Source organism: Dyella sp. AD56 (genome assembly GCF_002878475.1).
In the GTDB taxonomy this organism is placed as follows: Bacteria; Pseudomonadota; Gammaproteobacteria; order Xanthomonadales; family Rhodanobacteraceae; genus Dyella.
Genome location: NZ_NRDP01000011.1, coordinates 222,172 through 237,331, shown reverse-complemented (window position 1 = coordinate 237,331; position 15,160 = coordinate 222,172). Strand labels below are relative to the sequence as shown.

General features: G+C 63.5%; 18 protein-coding genes and 1 pseudogene. 14 read left to right on the top strand and 5 right to left on the bottom strand.

Annotated elements, in window-relative coordinates:
• Nucleotides 1-70 precede the first annotated feature (70 nt).
• From efp to DyAD56_RS09280, 8 genes are all read left to right on the top strand, one after another.
• Entirely contained in the window at nucleotides 71-640 is a 570-nt protein-coding gene (efp, locus tag DyAD56_RS09315) for an elongation factor P (RefSeq protein WP_102302477.1), read from the top strand.
• Nucleotides 641-771: 131 nt separating this feature from the next.
• A complete protein-coding gene (locus tag DyAD56_RS09310) occupies nucleotides 772-2,112 on the top strand; it encodes a TRZ/ATZ family hydrolase (protein ID WP_102302476.1) in 1,341 nt (446 codons plus the stop codon).
• A gap of 10 nt (nucleotides 2,113-2,122) precedes the next feature.
• Nucleotides 2,123-2,377, top strand: a complete 255-nt coding sequence (locus DyAD56_RS09305) for a YciI family protein (RefSeq protein ID WP_102302607.1) — start codon at nucleotides 2,123-2,125, stop codon at nucleotides 2,375-2,377.
• A 30-nt stretch (nucleotides 2,378-2,407) separates the two neighbouring features.
• Nucleotides 2,408-3,130 carry a bifunctional 2-polyprenyl-6-hydroxyphenol methylase/3-demethylubiquinol 3-O-methyltransferase UbiG gene (gene ubiG / locus DyAD56_RS09300; protein ID WP_102302475.1) on the top strand — a complete coding sequence of 241 codons (723 nt, stop codon included), beginning with the start codon at nucleotides 2,408-2,410 and terminating at the stop codon, nucleotides 3,128-3,130.
• Entirely contained in the window at nucleotides 3,127-3,798 is a 672-nt protein-coding gene (gene gph / locus DyAD56_RS09295) for a phosphoglycolate phosphatase (RefSeq protein ID WP_102302474.1), read from the top strand. Before ubiG ends, gph begins: the two co-directional genes overlap by 4 nt.
• A complete protein-coding gene (locus DyAD56_RS09290) occupies nucleotides 3,795-4,634 on the top strand; it encodes a squalene/phytoene synthase family protein (RefSeq protein WP_102302473.1) in 840 nt (279 codons plus the stop codon). Before gph ends, DyAD56_RS09290 begins: the two co-directional genes overlap by 4 nt.
• 112 nt (nucleotides 4,635-4,746) lie before the next feature.
• A complete protein-coding gene (folE2, locus tag DyAD56_RS09285; protein WP_102302472.1) occupies nucleotides 4,747-5,700 on the top strand; it encodes a GTP cyclohydrolase FolE2 in 954 nt (317 codons plus the stop codon).
• Nucleotides 5,701-5,772: 72 nt separating this feature from the next.
• Nucleotides 5,773-6,243, top strand: a complete 471-nt coding sequence (locus tag DyAD56_RS09280; RefSeq protein WP_158241303.1) for a YbaY family lipoprotein — start codon at nucleotides 5,773-5,775, stop codon at nucleotides 6,241-6,243.
• 29 nt (nucleotides 6,244-6,272) lie between these two features.
• On the opposite strand, the gene DyAD56_RS09275 is transcribed toward DyAD56_RS09280, so the two are convergent.
• From DyAD56_RS09275 to yidD, 3 genes and pseudogenes are all read right to left on the bottom strand, one after another.
• A complete protein-coding gene (locus DyAD56_RS09275) occupies nucleotides 6,273-7,097 on the bottom strand; it encodes a M23 family metallopeptidase (RefSeq protein ID WP_102302470.1) in 825 nt (274 codons plus the stop codon).
• The gene (locus DyAD56_RS09270) at nucleotides 7,094-8,431 is read right to left on the bottom strand and encodes a dihydroorotase (RefSeq protein ID WP_102302469.1); all 1,338 of its coding nucleotides are present in this window, start codon (nucleotides 8,429-8,431) and stop codon (nucleotides 7,094-7,096) included. Before DyAD56_RS09270 ends, DyAD56_RS09275 begins: the two co-directional genes overlap by 4 nt.
• Nucleotides 8,421-8,682, bottom strand: a pseudogene (gene yidD / locus DyAD56_RS09265) (membrane protein insertion efficiency factor YidD). Before yidD ends, DyAD56_RS09270 begins: the two are co-directional and overlap by 11 nt.
• 125 nt (nucleotides 8,683-8,807) lie before the next feature.
• Here yidD and DyAD56_RS23885 point away from each other — a divergent pair.
• Together DyAD56_RS23885 and dksA are read left to right on the top strand one after the other, a co-directional pair.
• On the top strand, nucleotides 8,808-9,176 hold the full coding sequence (locus DyAD56_RS23885; RefSeq protein ID WP_158241302.1) for a histone H1 protein: 369 nt from the start codon (nucleotides 8,808-8,810) through the stop codon (nucleotides 9,174-9,176).
• 248 nt (nucleotides 9,177-9,424) lie between these two features.
• Nucleotides 9,425-9,907: an RNA polymerase-binding protein DksA gene (dksA, locus tag DyAD56_RS09255; RefSeq protein WP_102302606.1), complete on the top strand. Its 483-nt coding sequence runs from the start codon at nucleotides 9,425-9,427 to the stop codon at nucleotides 9,905-9,907.
• Between the two features lie 83 nt (nucleotides 9,908-9,990).
• Here dksA and DyAD56_RS09250 read toward each other — a convergent pair whose 3' ends face one another.
• Together DyAD56_RS09250 and cysS are read right to left on the bottom strand one after the other, a co-directional pair.
• On the bottom strand, nucleotides 9,991-10,425 hold the full coding sequence (locus DyAD56_RS09250; RefSeq protein ID WP_102302468.1) for a SufE family protein: 435 nt from the start codon (nucleotides 10,423-10,425) through the stop codon (nucleotides 9,991-9,993).
• A 119-nt stretch (nucleotides 10,426-10,544) separates the two neighbouring features.
• On the bottom strand, nucleotides 10,545-11,933 hold the full coding sequence (cysS, locus tag DyAD56_RS09245; RefSeq protein WP_102302467.1) for a cysteine--tRNA ligase: 1,389 nt from the start codon (nucleotides 11,931-11,933) through the stop codon (nucleotides 10,545-10,547).
• 260 nt (nucleotides 11,934-12,193) lie between these two features.
• On the opposite strand from cysS, the gene DyAD56_RS09240 reads away from it, so the two are divergent.
• From DyAD56_RS09240 to DyAD56_RS09225, 4 genes are all read left to right on the top strand, one after another.
• Nucleotides 12,194-12,733 (top strand): glycine zipper 2TM domain-containing protein, encoded by a 540-nt coding sequence (locus tag DyAD56_RS09240; protein WP_102302466.1) that lies wholly within the window; start codon nucleotides 12,194-12,196, stop codon nucleotides 12,731-12,733.
• Nucleotides 12,734-13,050: 317 nt separating this feature from the next.
• Entirely contained in the window at nucleotides 13,051-14,058 is a 1,008-nt protein-coding gene (locus DyAD56_RS09235; RefSeq protein WP_102302465.1) for an N-acetylornithine carbamoyltransferase, read from the top strand.
• Nucleotides 14,059-14,060: 2 nt separating this feature from the next.
• The gene (locus DyAD56_RS09230; protein ID WP_102302464.1) at nucleotides 14,061-14,684 is read left to right on the top strand and encodes an FMN-binding negative transcriptional regulator; all 624 of its coding nucleotides are present in this window, start codon (nucleotides 14,061-14,063) and stop codon (nucleotides 14,682-14,684) included.
• Nucleotides 14,681-15,160, top strand: a complete 480-nt coding sequence (locus DyAD56_RS09225; RefSeq protein WP_102302463.1) for an OsmC family protein — start codon at nucleotides 14,681-14,683, stop codon at nucleotides 15,158-15,160. Before DyAD56_RS09230 ends, DyAD56_RS09225 begins: the two co-directional genes overlap by 4 nt.

Below are 15,160 nucleotides of genomic sequence, written 5' to 3'. Positions count from 1 at the left end.
CGGGCCCGGAGGCCCGGTGAAAACCCTATTCTAGCCGCCTCCCCGCGGCATCACACCTGGAGCGCAGCACATGGCCACCGCCGGTCTTAACGACGTCAAGAAGGGTATGAAGATCCTTCACAACAATGACCCGTGGGTCATTACCGACGCCGATTTCATCAAGCCCGGCAAGGGTCAGGCGTTCACACGCATCTTCATCCGCAACCTGAAGAACGGCCGCACCAGCGAGTCGACGATGAAGTCCAGCGACAGCTTTGAAGTCGCCGACGTCGTGGACACCGACATGCAGTACCTGTACTCCGACGGCGAGTTCTGGCACTTCATGCACCAGGAAAGCTTCGAGCAGCACCAGGCCAGCAAGGCAGGCCTGGGCGATGCCGTGAAGTGGCTGAAGGGCGAGGAAGAGTGCGTGGTCACGCTGTTCAACGGCGAGATCATCAGCGTGCAGGCCCCGAACTTCGTCGAGCTGAAGATCACCGAGACCGACCCGGGCCTGCGTGGCGATACCTCCGGTGGCGGCGGCAAGCCGGCGACGCTGGAAACCGGCGCCGTAGTCCGCGTGCCGCTGTTCGTCACGACCGACGAAGTGATCAAGGTCGATACCCGCACGGGCGAATACGTCAGCCGCGTCGGCAAGTGACGCATTGGCCTGCGCATCTGCGCATGGCGTGACAACGTATGGTTCGTCATGCCGTTAGGCAACCATGGGGCGGCCACCGCAAGGTGATCCGCCCCATGTCGTATCCAACATTAAAAAAAGTGAGTCAAGGAATGAGCCAGAACGCCCCGCAAACCATCGACCTCCTGATCGAAGCGCGCTGGGTCGTGCCGGTGGAGCCGCATGGCGTCGTCCTTGAGCACCACGCCGTAGCTGTCGACAAGGGCGCCATCGTGGCGCTGTTGCCCATATCGGATGCCCGCGCCGCCTATGCACCGCGCGAGCGCGTGGAACTGGGTGAGCACGTTCTGATTCCCGGCCTCGTCAACACACATACGCACAACCCCATGACGCTGCTGCGCGGCCTTGCCGACGATCTGCCGTTGATGGTGTGGCTGCAGAAGCACATCTGGCCGGTGGAAGGTCAGGTGATCGGCCCGGAGTTTGTGCGCGATGGCGTCGAACTGGCCGTGGCCGAGATGATCCGTGGTGGTACCACCTGCGCCAACGAGAATTACTTTTTCCCCGACGTCATTGGCGCTACCTACCGACGTATGGGCTTTCGGGCCGTGGTCGGCTTGCCGGTGATCGATTTTCCTACCGCGTGGGCGAAGACGCAGGACGAGTACTTCGATCGCGCCATCGAAGTGCACGACAGTTTCCTGGGTGACACGCTGGTCAGCACGTCGTTTGCGCCGCACGCGCCGTACACCGTGTCGGACGAAAGCTTCGAGCGCATTCGCGTGCTCGCCGACCAGCTCGATATCCAGGTGCACCTGCACACGCATGAAACCGCGCATGAAGTGGAAGAGGAGAAGGCCAAGTCCGGTCTGCGTCCCTTCCAGCGCTTGCAGAAGTTGGGACTGGTCAATGACCGCCTGATTGCTGTGCACATGACCCAGCTCACCGACGCGGAAATTGAAGCCTGCGCGGAAGCGGGTGTTTCCGTGGTGCATTGTCCCGAATCCAACCTCAAGCTCGCCTCGGGCTTCTGCCCGGCCGAAAAGCTGCGCAAGGCCGGGGTGAACGTCGCCATTGGTACGGACGGCTGCGCGTCGAACAACGACCTCGACATGTTCGGTGAGATGCGTACCGCAGCGCTGCTGGCGAAGGCTGTGGCCGGCGACGCAGCTGCGTTTGATGCCGCGTATGCGCTGCGCGCGGCCACGCTCAATGGCGCACGCGCGATGGGCCTGGAAGACCGCATCGGTTCCATCGAAGCCGGCAAGCAGGCTGATCTGGCCGCCGTGCGACTGTCCGATCTGGAAACGCAGCCGTTGTTCCACATAGCCTCGCAGTTGGCGTACGCCACCGGCCGTCATCAGGTCACCGACGTGTGGATCAACGGTGTGCGTAAATTGGCTGGCCGCCTGCTGACGGATATCGACACCGATGCTGTGCTGGCTAAGACGCACGCATGGCGCGAGCGCATTGCAGCCATCGACGCGGGCTGAGGAGATCGTCGTGCATCGTTATCTCGTCATGGCTATGCGTCGCCCGAACTTCGATCCGGCTTTCGTGCAGCCGCATAAGGACTTCCTCGAAGGCCTGCGTGCTGGCGGACGGCTAGACATGTCCGGTGGCTTCAGCGACCAGTCGGGTGGCGCCTATCTCATGCGTGCCGCCGACATGAGCGAAGCGCTGTCCATTGCACATCAGGACCCGGCCCATACCAGTGGCGGCTGGGATATCACGGTCTACGAATGGAACGCGCGCTAAGCTGCGCGAACGTTTCAAAGGATGCTTTCGATGCAAGCCGCAACCAATGTCAGCCCTGAGGAAATCGCTCGCTTCGGCAAGCTTGCCGCGCGCTGGTGGGATCCGGATGGCGAGTCTCGCCCACTGCATGACCTGAATCCGGTTCGTGCTTCGTACGTAGCCGATCGCGTCAATCTGCGCGGTGCGCGGGTGGCCGACGTCGGTTGTGGTGGTGGCCTGCTCAGCGAGGCGTTGGCCAAGGCGGGCGCACGTGTCACCGGCATCGACCTGGGTGACAAGGTAATCGAGATCGCGCGACTGCACATGCACGAATCGCGACTGGAGAACCCGAGCCTCGACATCGACTATCGCGTGCAGTCATCGACCGAATTGGCATCTGCCGAACCGGAGAGCTTCGACGCCGTGTGCTGCATGGAGCTGATCGAGCACGTGCCCGATCCGGCCGCGCTGGTGAGTGACCTCGCCCGCATGATCAAGCCCGGTGGCGTGGTGGTGATGTCCACGCTCAATCGCACGCCGGTGGCGTTCGGTGCGGCCATTCTTGGCGCTGAGTACATCATGCGCATGCTTCCGCGCGGCACCCATCACTACGCGCAATTCCTCAAGCCATCAGAGCTCGGGCGCCTGATGCGCCATTCTGGATTGGAAATCGATGACGTGTCGGGCCTTGGTTACAACCCGCTCAATCGCAAGGCGTGGTTGAGCCGCGTCACGGCCGTGAACTACCTGATCAGCGCACGAAAGCCCGCATGAAGTCGTTTCCGGTAAATATCCAGGGCGTGCTGTTCGATCTCGACGGCACACTGCTCGACAGCGCTCCCGATCTCTATGCGGCGCTGAAAGCCCAGTGCGACGAAATGCAGGCGGCCGCGCCGCCGTACGCGATGGTTCGCGACGTGGTCTCGCGTGGCTCACGTGCCATCCTGCGCTGCGCCTTTCCTGACCTCGATGACGAGGCGTTGCTGCTCCTGATACCGCGTTATCTTGAGCTCTATCACGCGATGATGGCCGAGCACACACGTCCGTTCGATGGCGTGGACGAACTGCTGTCGTCGCTCGAAGCGCAGGGTATCGCGTGGGGCATCGTCACCAACAAGCCGGGTTTCCTGACTGACGAGCTGCTGGTCCGTATCGGCTGGGCGCCACGCGCCGCGGCCGTGGTGTCCGGCGATACGTTGCCCGTCAAGAAGCCAGACCCGGCACCCGTGCTGCTGGCATGCGAGCGCGCTGGGCTCGATCCTTCGCGTTGCCTGTTCGTGGGCGACGATCGCCGCGACGTCATGGCAGGCGCCGGGGCAGGCACGTATACGGTCGCCGTGCGTTGGGGCTACCTCGATGGCGGCGACCCTTATCAGTGGAATGCGGATCTCGTGGTGGACCATCCATCTGATCTCACCCGCCGCCTGACGGTGGTCGCATGAGCGATACAGCGCTGCAGAGCTACATCGACAAGTGGCTGGCCGTACAGCCACAGCAGCGCATCGCGTTGGCATTCGTGGATAAGAACACCTACCCCGGCCACATCGCGCTAGCGGCGCTCGAGCAGGAATGGCTGGCGGCTGCGTATGGCATTCGTGAGCCGCACGTGGCGGCCACCAAGCTCAACTGGTGGGCGGAAGAACTGTCGGGTGCGGCCTCCAGTGGCGGTCGCCACCCCCTGACGCACGTGCTGTTCGACGATGACCGTGCCCATGCCATTGCGGCTGAGCGCTGGGTCGCTCCCGTGCTGGCCGCCATGGGGCAACTGGAGGAGGGCACGGCAGCGGATTTCCCGGCCCAGGTTGCCGCTGGCTCGTTGCTGCACGGGGCCATTGCCGAGCTGGAAACTGCGTGGTGGTTCGGTGATAAGGCATCCAGCGAGCGCGCCGCGCGCGTGGCGACCTTGTCACACATGCTCTATTCGCTGCTGCGTCTCGAGGAAGATGCCGACCGCGATCGACTGGCGCTTCCGATGTCGCGCCTGGCCAAATTCGGCCTGAGCCGCCATGAGCTGCGCGAGGCCAGTACCGTGCGCAACGATGCGGTTCGTGCCCAGTTGGAAGATCTGCACCAGGCGTGGCGTGAATCGGAGCGTCTGCCTGGCCCGTTGAGCGCGTTCCGCGGGCTGGAGTCGCGCCAGGGTAAAACCCTGGTAGGCAAGGCGCGCAAGGCGACAGACCCGCTCGACGTGCTGCGCAAGGGGCAGGGGCGACAGGGGCCGGGCGTGGCGTGGCAAGCGTGGCAGGCAGCAAAGGCCTGGCGCCGCGCGGCGAACTGAGGCAAGCCGGGACGCAGCGTTTCCCGCGCGCCACTATTGCGAGGCACCCACCGTGCCCCAAGATTGTGGTCTCCCGGCGCCAAGACCGCCGGCCGGACATACAGGATTCACTATGTACACCGAGGAAAACACCGCCCGCCTGCTGCCCGATGTGGCAGTCCACGCTCAGCCGCATCTCGTCGGCGAGCTGGATTGGGTCGGCATGGACGGCATCGAGGTGCCGGTGCGCTTCGATGCCGGCGACGGTGACGTACAGCGTGCCAGCGCACGCGTCGGGGCTTTCGTCAATCTGCGCCGCCCGGACAAGCGGGGCATCCACATGTCGCGCCTCTATCTGCAGGTCGAGCAGGCACTGAGTACGCAGACGCTGGGCACCGACACGCTGCGCGAATTGCTGCGCGGCTTTCTGGAGTCGCACAAGGATCTGTCCGATCGCGCCTGCCTGAGCATCCGTTTCGAGCACCTAGTGCGTCGTCCGGCGCTGCGCAGCGCCAACAGCGGCTGGCGCTCATACCCGGTGACCATCGAAGCAAGCATGATCGGTGATGAGTTTCTGCTGGAGTTCGGCACCGAGATCGTCTACTCGTCGACCTGTCCCGCATCGGCTGCGCTGTCACGTCAGTTGATCCAGGACCAGTTCGCCAAGGATTTCGATACCGCCAAGCCGCTTGACCACGCCGCTGTGCTGGCCTGGTTGGGCAGCGAGAAGGGCATTGTCGCTACGCCGCACGCACAGCGCAGCGTCGCGCGCCTGCGCGTGCGTCCGGCGGACGGCGCCAACTTCAACCTGATCGACCTGATCGACGTCACCGAGCAAGCCTTGGGCACGCCGGTGCAGACTGCCGTGAAGCGCGAAGACGAGCAGGCGTTCGCGCTTGCGAATGGTGGCAACCTGATGTTCTGCGAGGACGCGGCCCGCCGCATCCAGAAGACGCTCGACGTGAACAAGGCGCTGAGCGACTTTCACATCCGTGTGGAGCACCAGGAGAGCCTGCATCCGCACGATGCTGTCGCCTACGCCAGCAAGGGCGTGGAAGGTGGCTACGCAGGCAAGGGCTGCGCCTGAACACTAGTTCAAGTAGGCCCTGTTAGCATGATGAAAGCCCGTTGCAGGGCTTTCATCGTCTGGAGAACATGCATGTCGTTTCGTCTTCCCTTGCTGGCCGTTGCCTTGCTCGCGCTGTCTGCTTGCTCGTGGCTCCCGTTCCATCACAAGGAAGCGGCCTCCCAGCCGACGGCCACCACCAGCGCGCCTGCAGCTCCGGTGCACGAAGCGTTGATGAGGACGCTGGTGGGCGACGTGCGCTACGACTTACCGAATCCGGTGCCGGCCGATGCCGTGCTGATCGTGACGCTAGCTGACGTGAGTCGCCAGGACGTTGCTTCACGCACCGTGGCGGAAGAACGCATCCAGCCCGTCGGCGCGTCGCCGGTGGATTTCATGCTGAGCTATGACCCGGCCGACCTGCACGACGGCGTGGATTTCGCTATCAACGTGCGTCTGCAGCAGGGCGACAAGCTGCTCGCCATCAACGACACGCGCACCAGTGTGCTTGGTCGTTCCGGCGAAAACGGCCCGGTGAGCATCACCCTCAAGGCCGTACCGTAACCGGCGACATGCAGCCCGCTTAACGAGGGTTAGTGCGGGCTGGTGCCTTCGATACCTGGCAGCAGCATCGGGTCGAGTCGCACCTCGAACCAGTTGATCCCCCAGTGCACGTGTGGGCCAGTCGCCCGTCCGGTCATGCCTGCTGCGCCGATCACCTCACCCTGGTGCACTGTCTGGCCGACCTTCACGTCGAGTCGCGACAGGTGCAGGAAACTGGAGCTGAGCCCGAAGCCGTGGTCGATCAGCACGGTGCCGCCGGTGAGATAGAGGTCGGGCTTGGCGAACGTGATGATGCCGTCAGCCGGGGCCTTCACCGGCGTGCCCTGAGGCACGGCGATATCCATCCCCGGATGCGGCGATTTCGGCGTGCCGTTGAAAATGCGCTGGCTGCCGAAACGTCCGCTGATGCGGCCCGTCACCGGCCAGATAAAGCCGTGTGCAAAGCCTTCACGGTCATCGTCACGCTTGCGCGCAGCCGCCATTTCGGCCTGTTCACGCTGGATGCGCGCGGCGATGTCGGGCGGTGGGTTTACCGTCTTGGGTGGCACGCCGTTGACGCGCTCCACGGGCCAGGCGCGAGGCGTCACGGTCACTCGTGAGGTGTCCCGGTGGCCATCGGGAGAGGTAACCACAACAACCACGGGCCCCTTTTCATCACGGCCTACGCCAAACACCAACATGCCGTTGTCACCAACGCGCACGTTCTTGCCGTTCACGGTGGCGGACGAGCCCGCCGGCACCGTGGCCGTTACCAATCCGCCCTGCGAAAGGCTTTGCGGTAGCGTGGCCGCCGCCAGGGGCAGGGCGGCTACGCCAAGGGCGAGCAGCGCGCTCGCCCGTAGCCTCCACGTCATCGATCAAACGCCAGTCGCTGGCCGCGCACGGCATGATCGACGCTCTTGCCATCCCACACGCGTTGGCCGTTCACGAAGGTGGCCGCGATCGAGCTGTTGAAGGTGTAGCCCTCGAACGGCGACCAGCCGCACTTGGATAGCACCTCCTCGCGACGCACCGTGTGCGACTTGTTGGGGTCGACCAGCACCAGATCGGCGGCATAGCCTTCGCGCAGGAAACCGCGTTCCTTCACGTCGAACAGCGTGGCAGGCGCATGAGTCACGGCTTCTACCACACGCTCCAGCGTCAGCTTGCCTTCGAACACACGCTGCAAGGCTGCCTGCAGCGCGAACTGCACCAGCGGCAGGCCGCTGGGGGCCTTGTCGTACAACTGGCCCTTCTCTTCCAGCAAATGCGGGGCGTGGTCGGTGGCCAGTACGTCCAGCCGGCCTTCGGCCAATGCCTTGATGATGGCTTCACGGTCGGCCGAGGTCTTGATCGCCGGGTTGCACTTAATCAGGAAGCCCAGGCGCTCATAGTCGCGATCGTCGAAGTGCAGGAAGTGCACGCAGGTTTCCGCGGTGATGCGCTTGCCCTTGATCGGGCCCGGCTCGAACAGCGCGAGTTCGTCCGCAGTGGAGATGTGCAGCACGTGCAGGCGGGTGTTGTGGCGTCGGGCCAGCTCGATGGCGAGGCGCGTCGACTTGATGCATGCCTCGCGCGAACGGATCAGCGGATGCTCCCAGGCCGGAATGTCGTCGCCGTACTTCTCGTGCGCCTTGGCGAGGTTCACGTCGATCATCGGCGTGTCTTCGCAGTGCGTGATGATCGGCGTAGGCGCGTACTTGAAGATGCCGTTCAATACCTCTGGGTTATCCACCAGCATGTTGCCCGTGGAGGCGCCCATGAATACCTTGATGCCGGGCGCTGCCAGCGGGTCGAGGCGCTTGATGGCCTCAAGGTTGTCATTGCTGGCGCCCATATAGAAGGCATAGTTCACGGCGGAGACCTCCGCGCCGCGCGCATACTTCGCTTCCAGCGTCTCGCGGTCCAGTGCGGGCGGCTTGGTGTTGGGCATCTCCATGAAGCTGGTGATGCCGCCGGCGGCACAGGCGCGCGACTCGTGAGCGATATCGGCCTTCTGCGTCAGGCCGGGTTCGCGGAAGTGCACCTGGTCGTCGATCATGCCCGGAAATAGCCAGAGGCCGCTGGCGTCGACCACCTGCTCGCCGGCGCGGGCGTCCAGGTCGCCGGCAATGGCGTCGATACGGCCCTGCTTCACGCGCACATCGGCGTGGAAACGGCGGCCTTCGTTGACCAACTCGGCGTTTTTGATCAACCAGTCAGTGGACATGGGTTTCTCCTGGGGTGCGACAGCGGCGAAAGGTGAAGTGCTCGGGGACGGGGTCATTGCCACCCTCGCATAATGGCTGGCAGCGCAACAGGCGCCAGATGACAAGTGCGCCCCCCCCTGAGCGGCCCGAAGCGCACGATGGCAATCCGTGCATAATCGGAACAGCTGGGATGGAAGCGGCAGCGTTGACCCAGCAGGGGGCTTAACCAGCGCTTGTAGAAGCCAAGCAATAGAAGTATCAGTCGGGTCACGACGGTTTGACGCTGCCAAAACAGCTTGCGGCATGTAGTGGCGCAAGTATTCCAGAAGCAAGGTTGCCGGTGTAAGCCGCATGGGCTATAACACCCGGCCGCCAAGGCCAAAATGGTGAAGGGAAATGGCGAAAACGACGCGTAGTGCGACAGCCACCAAGCCGCAGAAGGGAAAGCCTGCCGGCAAGGTGAAAGACGTCAAGGCCGGCAAGAAGGTTGCCGCCGGGCGTAGTGCGGTGCCCACCAAGGCAGCCGCGGTCAAGAAGCCGGCCGTGAAGAATGCGCCGGTGAAGAAGGCTGCCGCTGCCAAGAAGCCTGCCGCCGCGAAGGTCGTCGCCAAGGCTCCGGCCAAGAGTGTTGCCAAGAAGGCCGCTCCCAAGCCTCCCGCCAAGAAGGCGCGCCGGCCAAGAAACCGGCCGTCGCTAAGAAAATTGAGAAACCGGTCGCCAAGAAAGTTTCGGAGCCCGCCAAGAAGGAGCCGCCCAAGGCGGTGACCAAGCCGGTGAAGCCGGCTCCGGCACCGGCAAAGACGGCCAAGGCAGCGCCCGCCAAGCCCGCGGCCAGCCCCGTCCCCGCCAAGCAGCCTGCGGCTGCCCGGCCGGCGACGCCGGCCCCGGCCAAGGCAACCCCGGTCTCCCATGCCGTGCCGGCCAAGCCGGTCACATCGCCTTTCACAGGCAAAGTGGCCAGTGCGACCGCTCGTCACATCCCCATCAAAACTCAGAAAGCCCAGCAGTCCTCGATGAACAAATCTGCAACTCTCGACAATGGCATCACCCGTGAAGACGGCCGTTATGCGCTGCCCTCTACGACGCTGATCGATCTGCCCAAGGGTTACCGCCCCTCGAACGACGAGGAGTACATGAACCCCAAGCACCTGGCCTACTTCCGTAACAAGCTGCGCGAATGGCGTGAGCAGTTGGTGGAAGAGTCGCGCCAGACCATGGAGAACCTGCGTGATGAGGTGCGTGATGTGGGCGATGAAGCTGAACGCGCCACCCGCGAGACCGAAAACTCGCTGGAGCTGCGTACGCGTGATCGTTACCGCAAGCTGATCTCCAAGATCGACAAGGCCCTGCGCCGCATCGAAGAAGGCCGCTACGGCTTCTGCGAAGAGACCGACGAGGAAATTGGCGTGGAGCGTCTCGACGCCCGCCCGATTGCCACCTTGTCGCTCGATGCGCAGGAGCGTCGCGAGCATCTGCAGAAGCAGATGGGCGACTAAGCGGTCGCACCTTTGCCGTGTGCCGCATGAAACAAAGCCCCGCTGCGCGGGGCTTTGTTTTGATGTGTCTTGTAATGGCCGGGTCAGGCTTTCAGCGTGGCCGCGGCATACGCCTTGATCTTCGTCAGCATGGCGGCGAGGCCGTTCGAGCGCGTGGGCGAAAGGTGCTTCGCCAGGCCGATGGCTTGGATAAAGCTCGGTTCCGTGGCGACGATGTCGCGGGCGGAGCGGTCCGAATACACGCGTAGCACCAGGGCGATCAGTCCGGAGACGATGGCGGAGTCACTGGTGGCCTGGAAGTGCAGCTTGCCCGCATCACCGCTGGGCACCAGCCACACCATCGACTGGCAGCCGTGCACGCGGTAATCCTCGATCTTCAGGTCTTCCGGAAAGTCCGGCAATTGCTTGCCCAGGTCGATCAGGTACTGGTAGCGCTCAGTCCAGTCTCCAAAGAAGGCAAATTCGTCGACGATGTCTTGCTGCGCCTGTTCGGCGCTGGAAGTGGCGATGGCATTCATAGCGCCATTATCGCGCGTTTGAGCATGCGCCGCTTTTCTGCGCCCTCTCCCCTGTGGGGAGAGGGCTGGGGTGAGGAGTCAGTCTAGCCCCGTCATTACATAGGGGGCTGGAAGGCTGCTCAGCCCTTCACGACGCTCCAGCGCGTACCTTGCGCCCCATCCTCAATCGCGACACCCATCGCGGTGAGTTCCTCTCGGATGGCGTCGGCGCGCTTGAAGTCCTTGGCAGCGCGGGCGCTGCGGCGCTCTGCAAGCAGTGCCTCGACGCGCGCTTCATCAACGGCATCTTCGCCGCCAGCCTGCTTGAACCAGGTTTCCGGATCCTGTTGCAGTAGGCCAAGCACGGCGCCGGCACCGAGCAGGGTCGCCTTGGCATCGTGTCGGGCTTCAGGAGTGCTTGCCTGACGAGCGGTATCGGCCAGCTGGGACAGTTCGGCCAGTGCCTGCGGCGTATTGAGGTCGTCGCACAGTGCCGCCTCAATCGTCGCCGGAACGGGCAGGTTGGCCGTATCCACGTCGACATCGGCCAAGTCGCGCAGCACGCGATACCAGCCGTCGAGGGTGCTGATCGCCTGCGCCACAGCGCTGTCTGACCAGTCCAGCGGCTGACGGTAATGGCCGCGCAGCAGCAGCAGGCGCAAGGCCTCCGGCGGATGCTGCTTCAGCAATTCGTGCACCAACATCACGTTGCCCAGCGACTTTGACATCTTGCGGCCGCTAAAGGTCAGCATGCCGTTGTGCAGCCAGAAGCGGGCGAAGGTTTTGCCGCCGTGGGCGCAAGTGGACTGGGCGATCTCATTCTCGTGGTGCGGGAACTGCAGATCGACGCCACCGGCATGGATGTCGATGGTTTCGCCCAGGTGGGCCTCGCTCATGGCCGAGCATTCGATGTGCCAACCCGGGCGGCCGCGACCCCAGGGGCTGTCCCAGCCCGGCAGTTCGGGGGTGGAGGGCTTCCACAGCACGAAGTCGCCTGGGCTTTCCTTATAGGGCGCCACTTCCACGCGCGCGCCAGCCAACAGTTCCTCGGGGTCGCGTCCCGAAAGTGCGCCGTAGGCAGGGTACGAGCCCACCTTGAACAGCACATGGCCTTCCGCCGCGTAGGCGTGGCCGCTGGCGATCAGGCGCTCGATCATGGCGATGATCTGAGGGATGTGCGCCGTGGCGTGTGGCTCCACGTCCGGCGGGGCAATGCCCAGCTTGGCCATGTCCTCGCGATAGGCCTGGGCGTAGCGCGTGGTGATGCTTTCGATGCCCACGCCCAACTGCTGGGCCGCCGCGTTGATCTTGTCGTCGACGTCGGTGATGTTGCGGGCGTAGACCACGTTCGGATAGTGGCGGCGCAACAGCTTCGCCAGCACGTCGAACAGCACCGGTCCGCGCGCATTGCCGATGTGCACGTAGTTGTAGACCGTCGGCCCGCACAGGTACATCGTGACCCGGTTCGGGTCGAGCGGGGTGAATGGTTCTACGCGGCGCGTCAGGCTGTTATGGAGCGAAATCGGCATCGGTCGGGTGGTCCGGACGGTGGATAGCGGCGCCGGGCGGCGCAAGCCAGTCGCGCATCTTAACAAGCCGTAGAGCGCTCCGCAGGCCACAGGGCCCCGGCCTGCCGGTTGCCCGCCGGAACAGAGCCGGATGGATGAACAACGGCAGACGTTCGTCCAACTTTAGGACAACTTCTAAGCGTCGATTCAGAGTGAATTTGCTGGAATGGATGCTATGAGGTGCAGAGATGCGCCCCGAGTTGCTCCTTGCGGAGGTCGTAATGACCAAGTGGTTGTTCCCTGCGCTGGTGCTGTCCCTAGTGACCACTGGCGTGTTTGCGCAGGATGCGCGGTACCAGAATCAACAGAATGACGACAACACCCACTATGGATGGGCGGATGTGCTGCGCGTCGATCCGGTGTATGGCGTGGCACGCACCGAAGTGCCGCGCCAGGAATGCTATGACCAACAGGTAGTGCGTCAGACCCCCAGCCAGGGGTCGGCTGCCGGCACCATCCTGGGTGCTGTGGTGGGTGGCGTGCTGGGCAGTACCGTGGGCCGGGGCAGTGGCCGTACGGCGGCAACCGTGGTTGGCGCCGTGGCGGGTGGTGCCGTCGGAAACAGCGCCACTCAGTCGGGCGGTGGTGAGTACGAGACCACTGAAACCCATTGCCGACAGGTCAGCGAAGTGAGCGAGCAGCGCCGCATCATGGGCTATGACGTGGAATACCGTTACCGGGGCGAGGTGTACCTGTCCCGGCTCAACTACGACCCCGGCGAACGCTTGCGTGTGCGGGTGAGCGTTTCTCCCGCCGACTGAGATCCAGGCCGACATCGCCGCCTTCGGGCGGCGATATTCTATCCGTGGGCACTTGTTGTTGCATGGCAGCGAAATTCCCGTCATGATGCGAGTTCAACCTCCCGGAACTTCCATGTCCGCAGCCGTCTATACCGCCACCGTCCTCACTAGCGCCCGCATGGCCGCTGGGATGACGTCGCGTGCTCGCCGACCGCTGCTCCGCCAATTGGCCGGGTAGGCTGTCGCACGCGTTTAACGTGCATCGACGACAAAACCCGGCTAGCAGCCGGGTTTTTTTGTTTCTGGATTCCGACGATTCGACAAGGGCAACCTCCATCATGACGCTCCGCCACTTTCTGACCACCCAGGATTACAGTCGCGCTGAGATCGATGCGCTGCTTGAGCAGGCCTCGGCTTTTAAGCGCTCGCCGCGCGGCCAGCAGTTGGCAGGCAAGTCGGTGGCGCTGATGTTCTTCAACCCGTCCATGCGCACGCGTACCAGCTTTGAGCTGGGCGCCTTCCACCTGGGTGGCCATGCCATCGTGCTGGCACCGGGCAAGGACGCGTGGCCGATCGAGTTCGAAGTTGGCACGGTGATGGACGGTGATACCGAAGAGCACATCGCGGAAGTGGCGCGCGTGCTGTCGCGCTATGTGGACCTGATCGCTGTGCGAGCCTTTCCGAAATTCCAGGACTGGGCAGTGGACCGCGAGGACAACGTCATCAAGGCGTTCGCCAAGTACGCCACGGTGCCGGTGATCAACATGGAAACCATCACCCATCCGTGCCAGGAGCTGGCGCACGCGATGGCGCTGAAGGAACACCTGGGCAACCTGCAGAACAAGAAGTACGTGCTCACCTGGACGTACCACCCCAAGCCGCTTAACACGGCCGTCGCCAACTCGGCTCTGCTCATCGCCACCAAGATGGGCATGGACGTGACCCTGCTGTGCCCCACGCCTGACTATGTGCTCGACGAGCGCTACATGGAGTTCGGCTACCAGAACGCCAAGGAAAACGGCGGCTCGTTCAAGGTGAGTCACGATATCGAGGACGCCTACCGTGGCGCCGATGTCGTGTATGCCAAGAGCTGGGGCGCGCTGCCGTTCTTCGGTCGTTGGGAACAGGAAAAGCCGGTCCGCGAAGCCAATAAGCACTTCATCGTCGACGAGGCGAAGATGGCACTGACCAACAATGGTCTCTTCAGCCACTGCTTGCCGCTGCGCCGCAACGTGAAGGCTACCGACGCGGTGATGGATTCGCCGGCCTGCATCGCCATCGACGAAGCCGAGAACCGTCTGCACGTGCAGAAGGCGGTAATGGCCTCGCTGATGGGTCATCGCTGATCATGTACGTTCCCACGCATTTCAAGGAAGCGAACAGCGAGAAGCTGCACGCACTGATGCATGCGTATCCGTTCGCCACCATAGTGACGCACGGCGAGGGTGGTCTGGCGGCGAATCATCTGCCGCTTGAGCTGGTGGACGGAAAACTACACGGGCACGTCGCGCGCGGTAACGAGCTGTCGCGCATGGATGGTGCCGAAGTGCTGGTGATCTTCCGTGGCCCTGACGGCTACGTGAGTCCGAATTGGTACCCCAGCAAGCGGGAAACCCATCGCGAAGTGCCGACGTGGAACTACGCCGTGGTGCATGTGCATGGCCGCCTGCGTACGGTCAGCGATGGCGTGTGGCTGCGCACGCTGCTGGAGCGCCTGACCGATCGCCACGAAGCTGGCCAGCCTGAGCCGTGGCACGTGTCGGACGCGCCAGAAGACCACATTGAAAAGATGCTGCGCGCCATCGTGGGTCTCGAGATTTCCATCGAGCGCATCGAAGGTAAGTTCAAGCTGAGCCAGAACCATCCTGATGCCAATCGCGCGGGCGTGCATGCGGGATTGGGTGAGCGCGCCGGTCGTGGCGACGCGGAGCTGGCCGATCTCATGTCACAACAAGAAAAGGACAGGTCGTGAGCCATACGCATCAGCACAGCTACAAGGTCGACGTCACCTGGACAGGCAACCAGGGCACTGGCACCAAGACTTACCAAGGTTACGGTCGCGCGCATGAGATCCGCATTGCAGGCAAGCCGATGCTGGAGGGTTCATCCGATCCGGCGTTTCGCGGCGACGCCAGCAAGCACAACCCCGAGGACATGCTGGTGACGGCGCTGTCCACCTGCCACATGTTGTCGTACCTGCACCAGGCCGTGCTCGCCGGAGTGGTCGTCACGGCGTACGCCGACAGCGCAGAGGGCACGATGGAAACGGACGTCCATGGCGGCCACTTCACCGAGGTGGTGTTGCATCCAATCGTCACCATTACGGCCGACAGCGACCCGGCCAAGGCCGAGGCTGCGCACGATCCCGCGCACCACGGTTGCTTCATTGCCAATTCCGTGAACTTCCCGGTGCGCGTGGAACCGCGCATCGTGGTTGAATCCATCTAA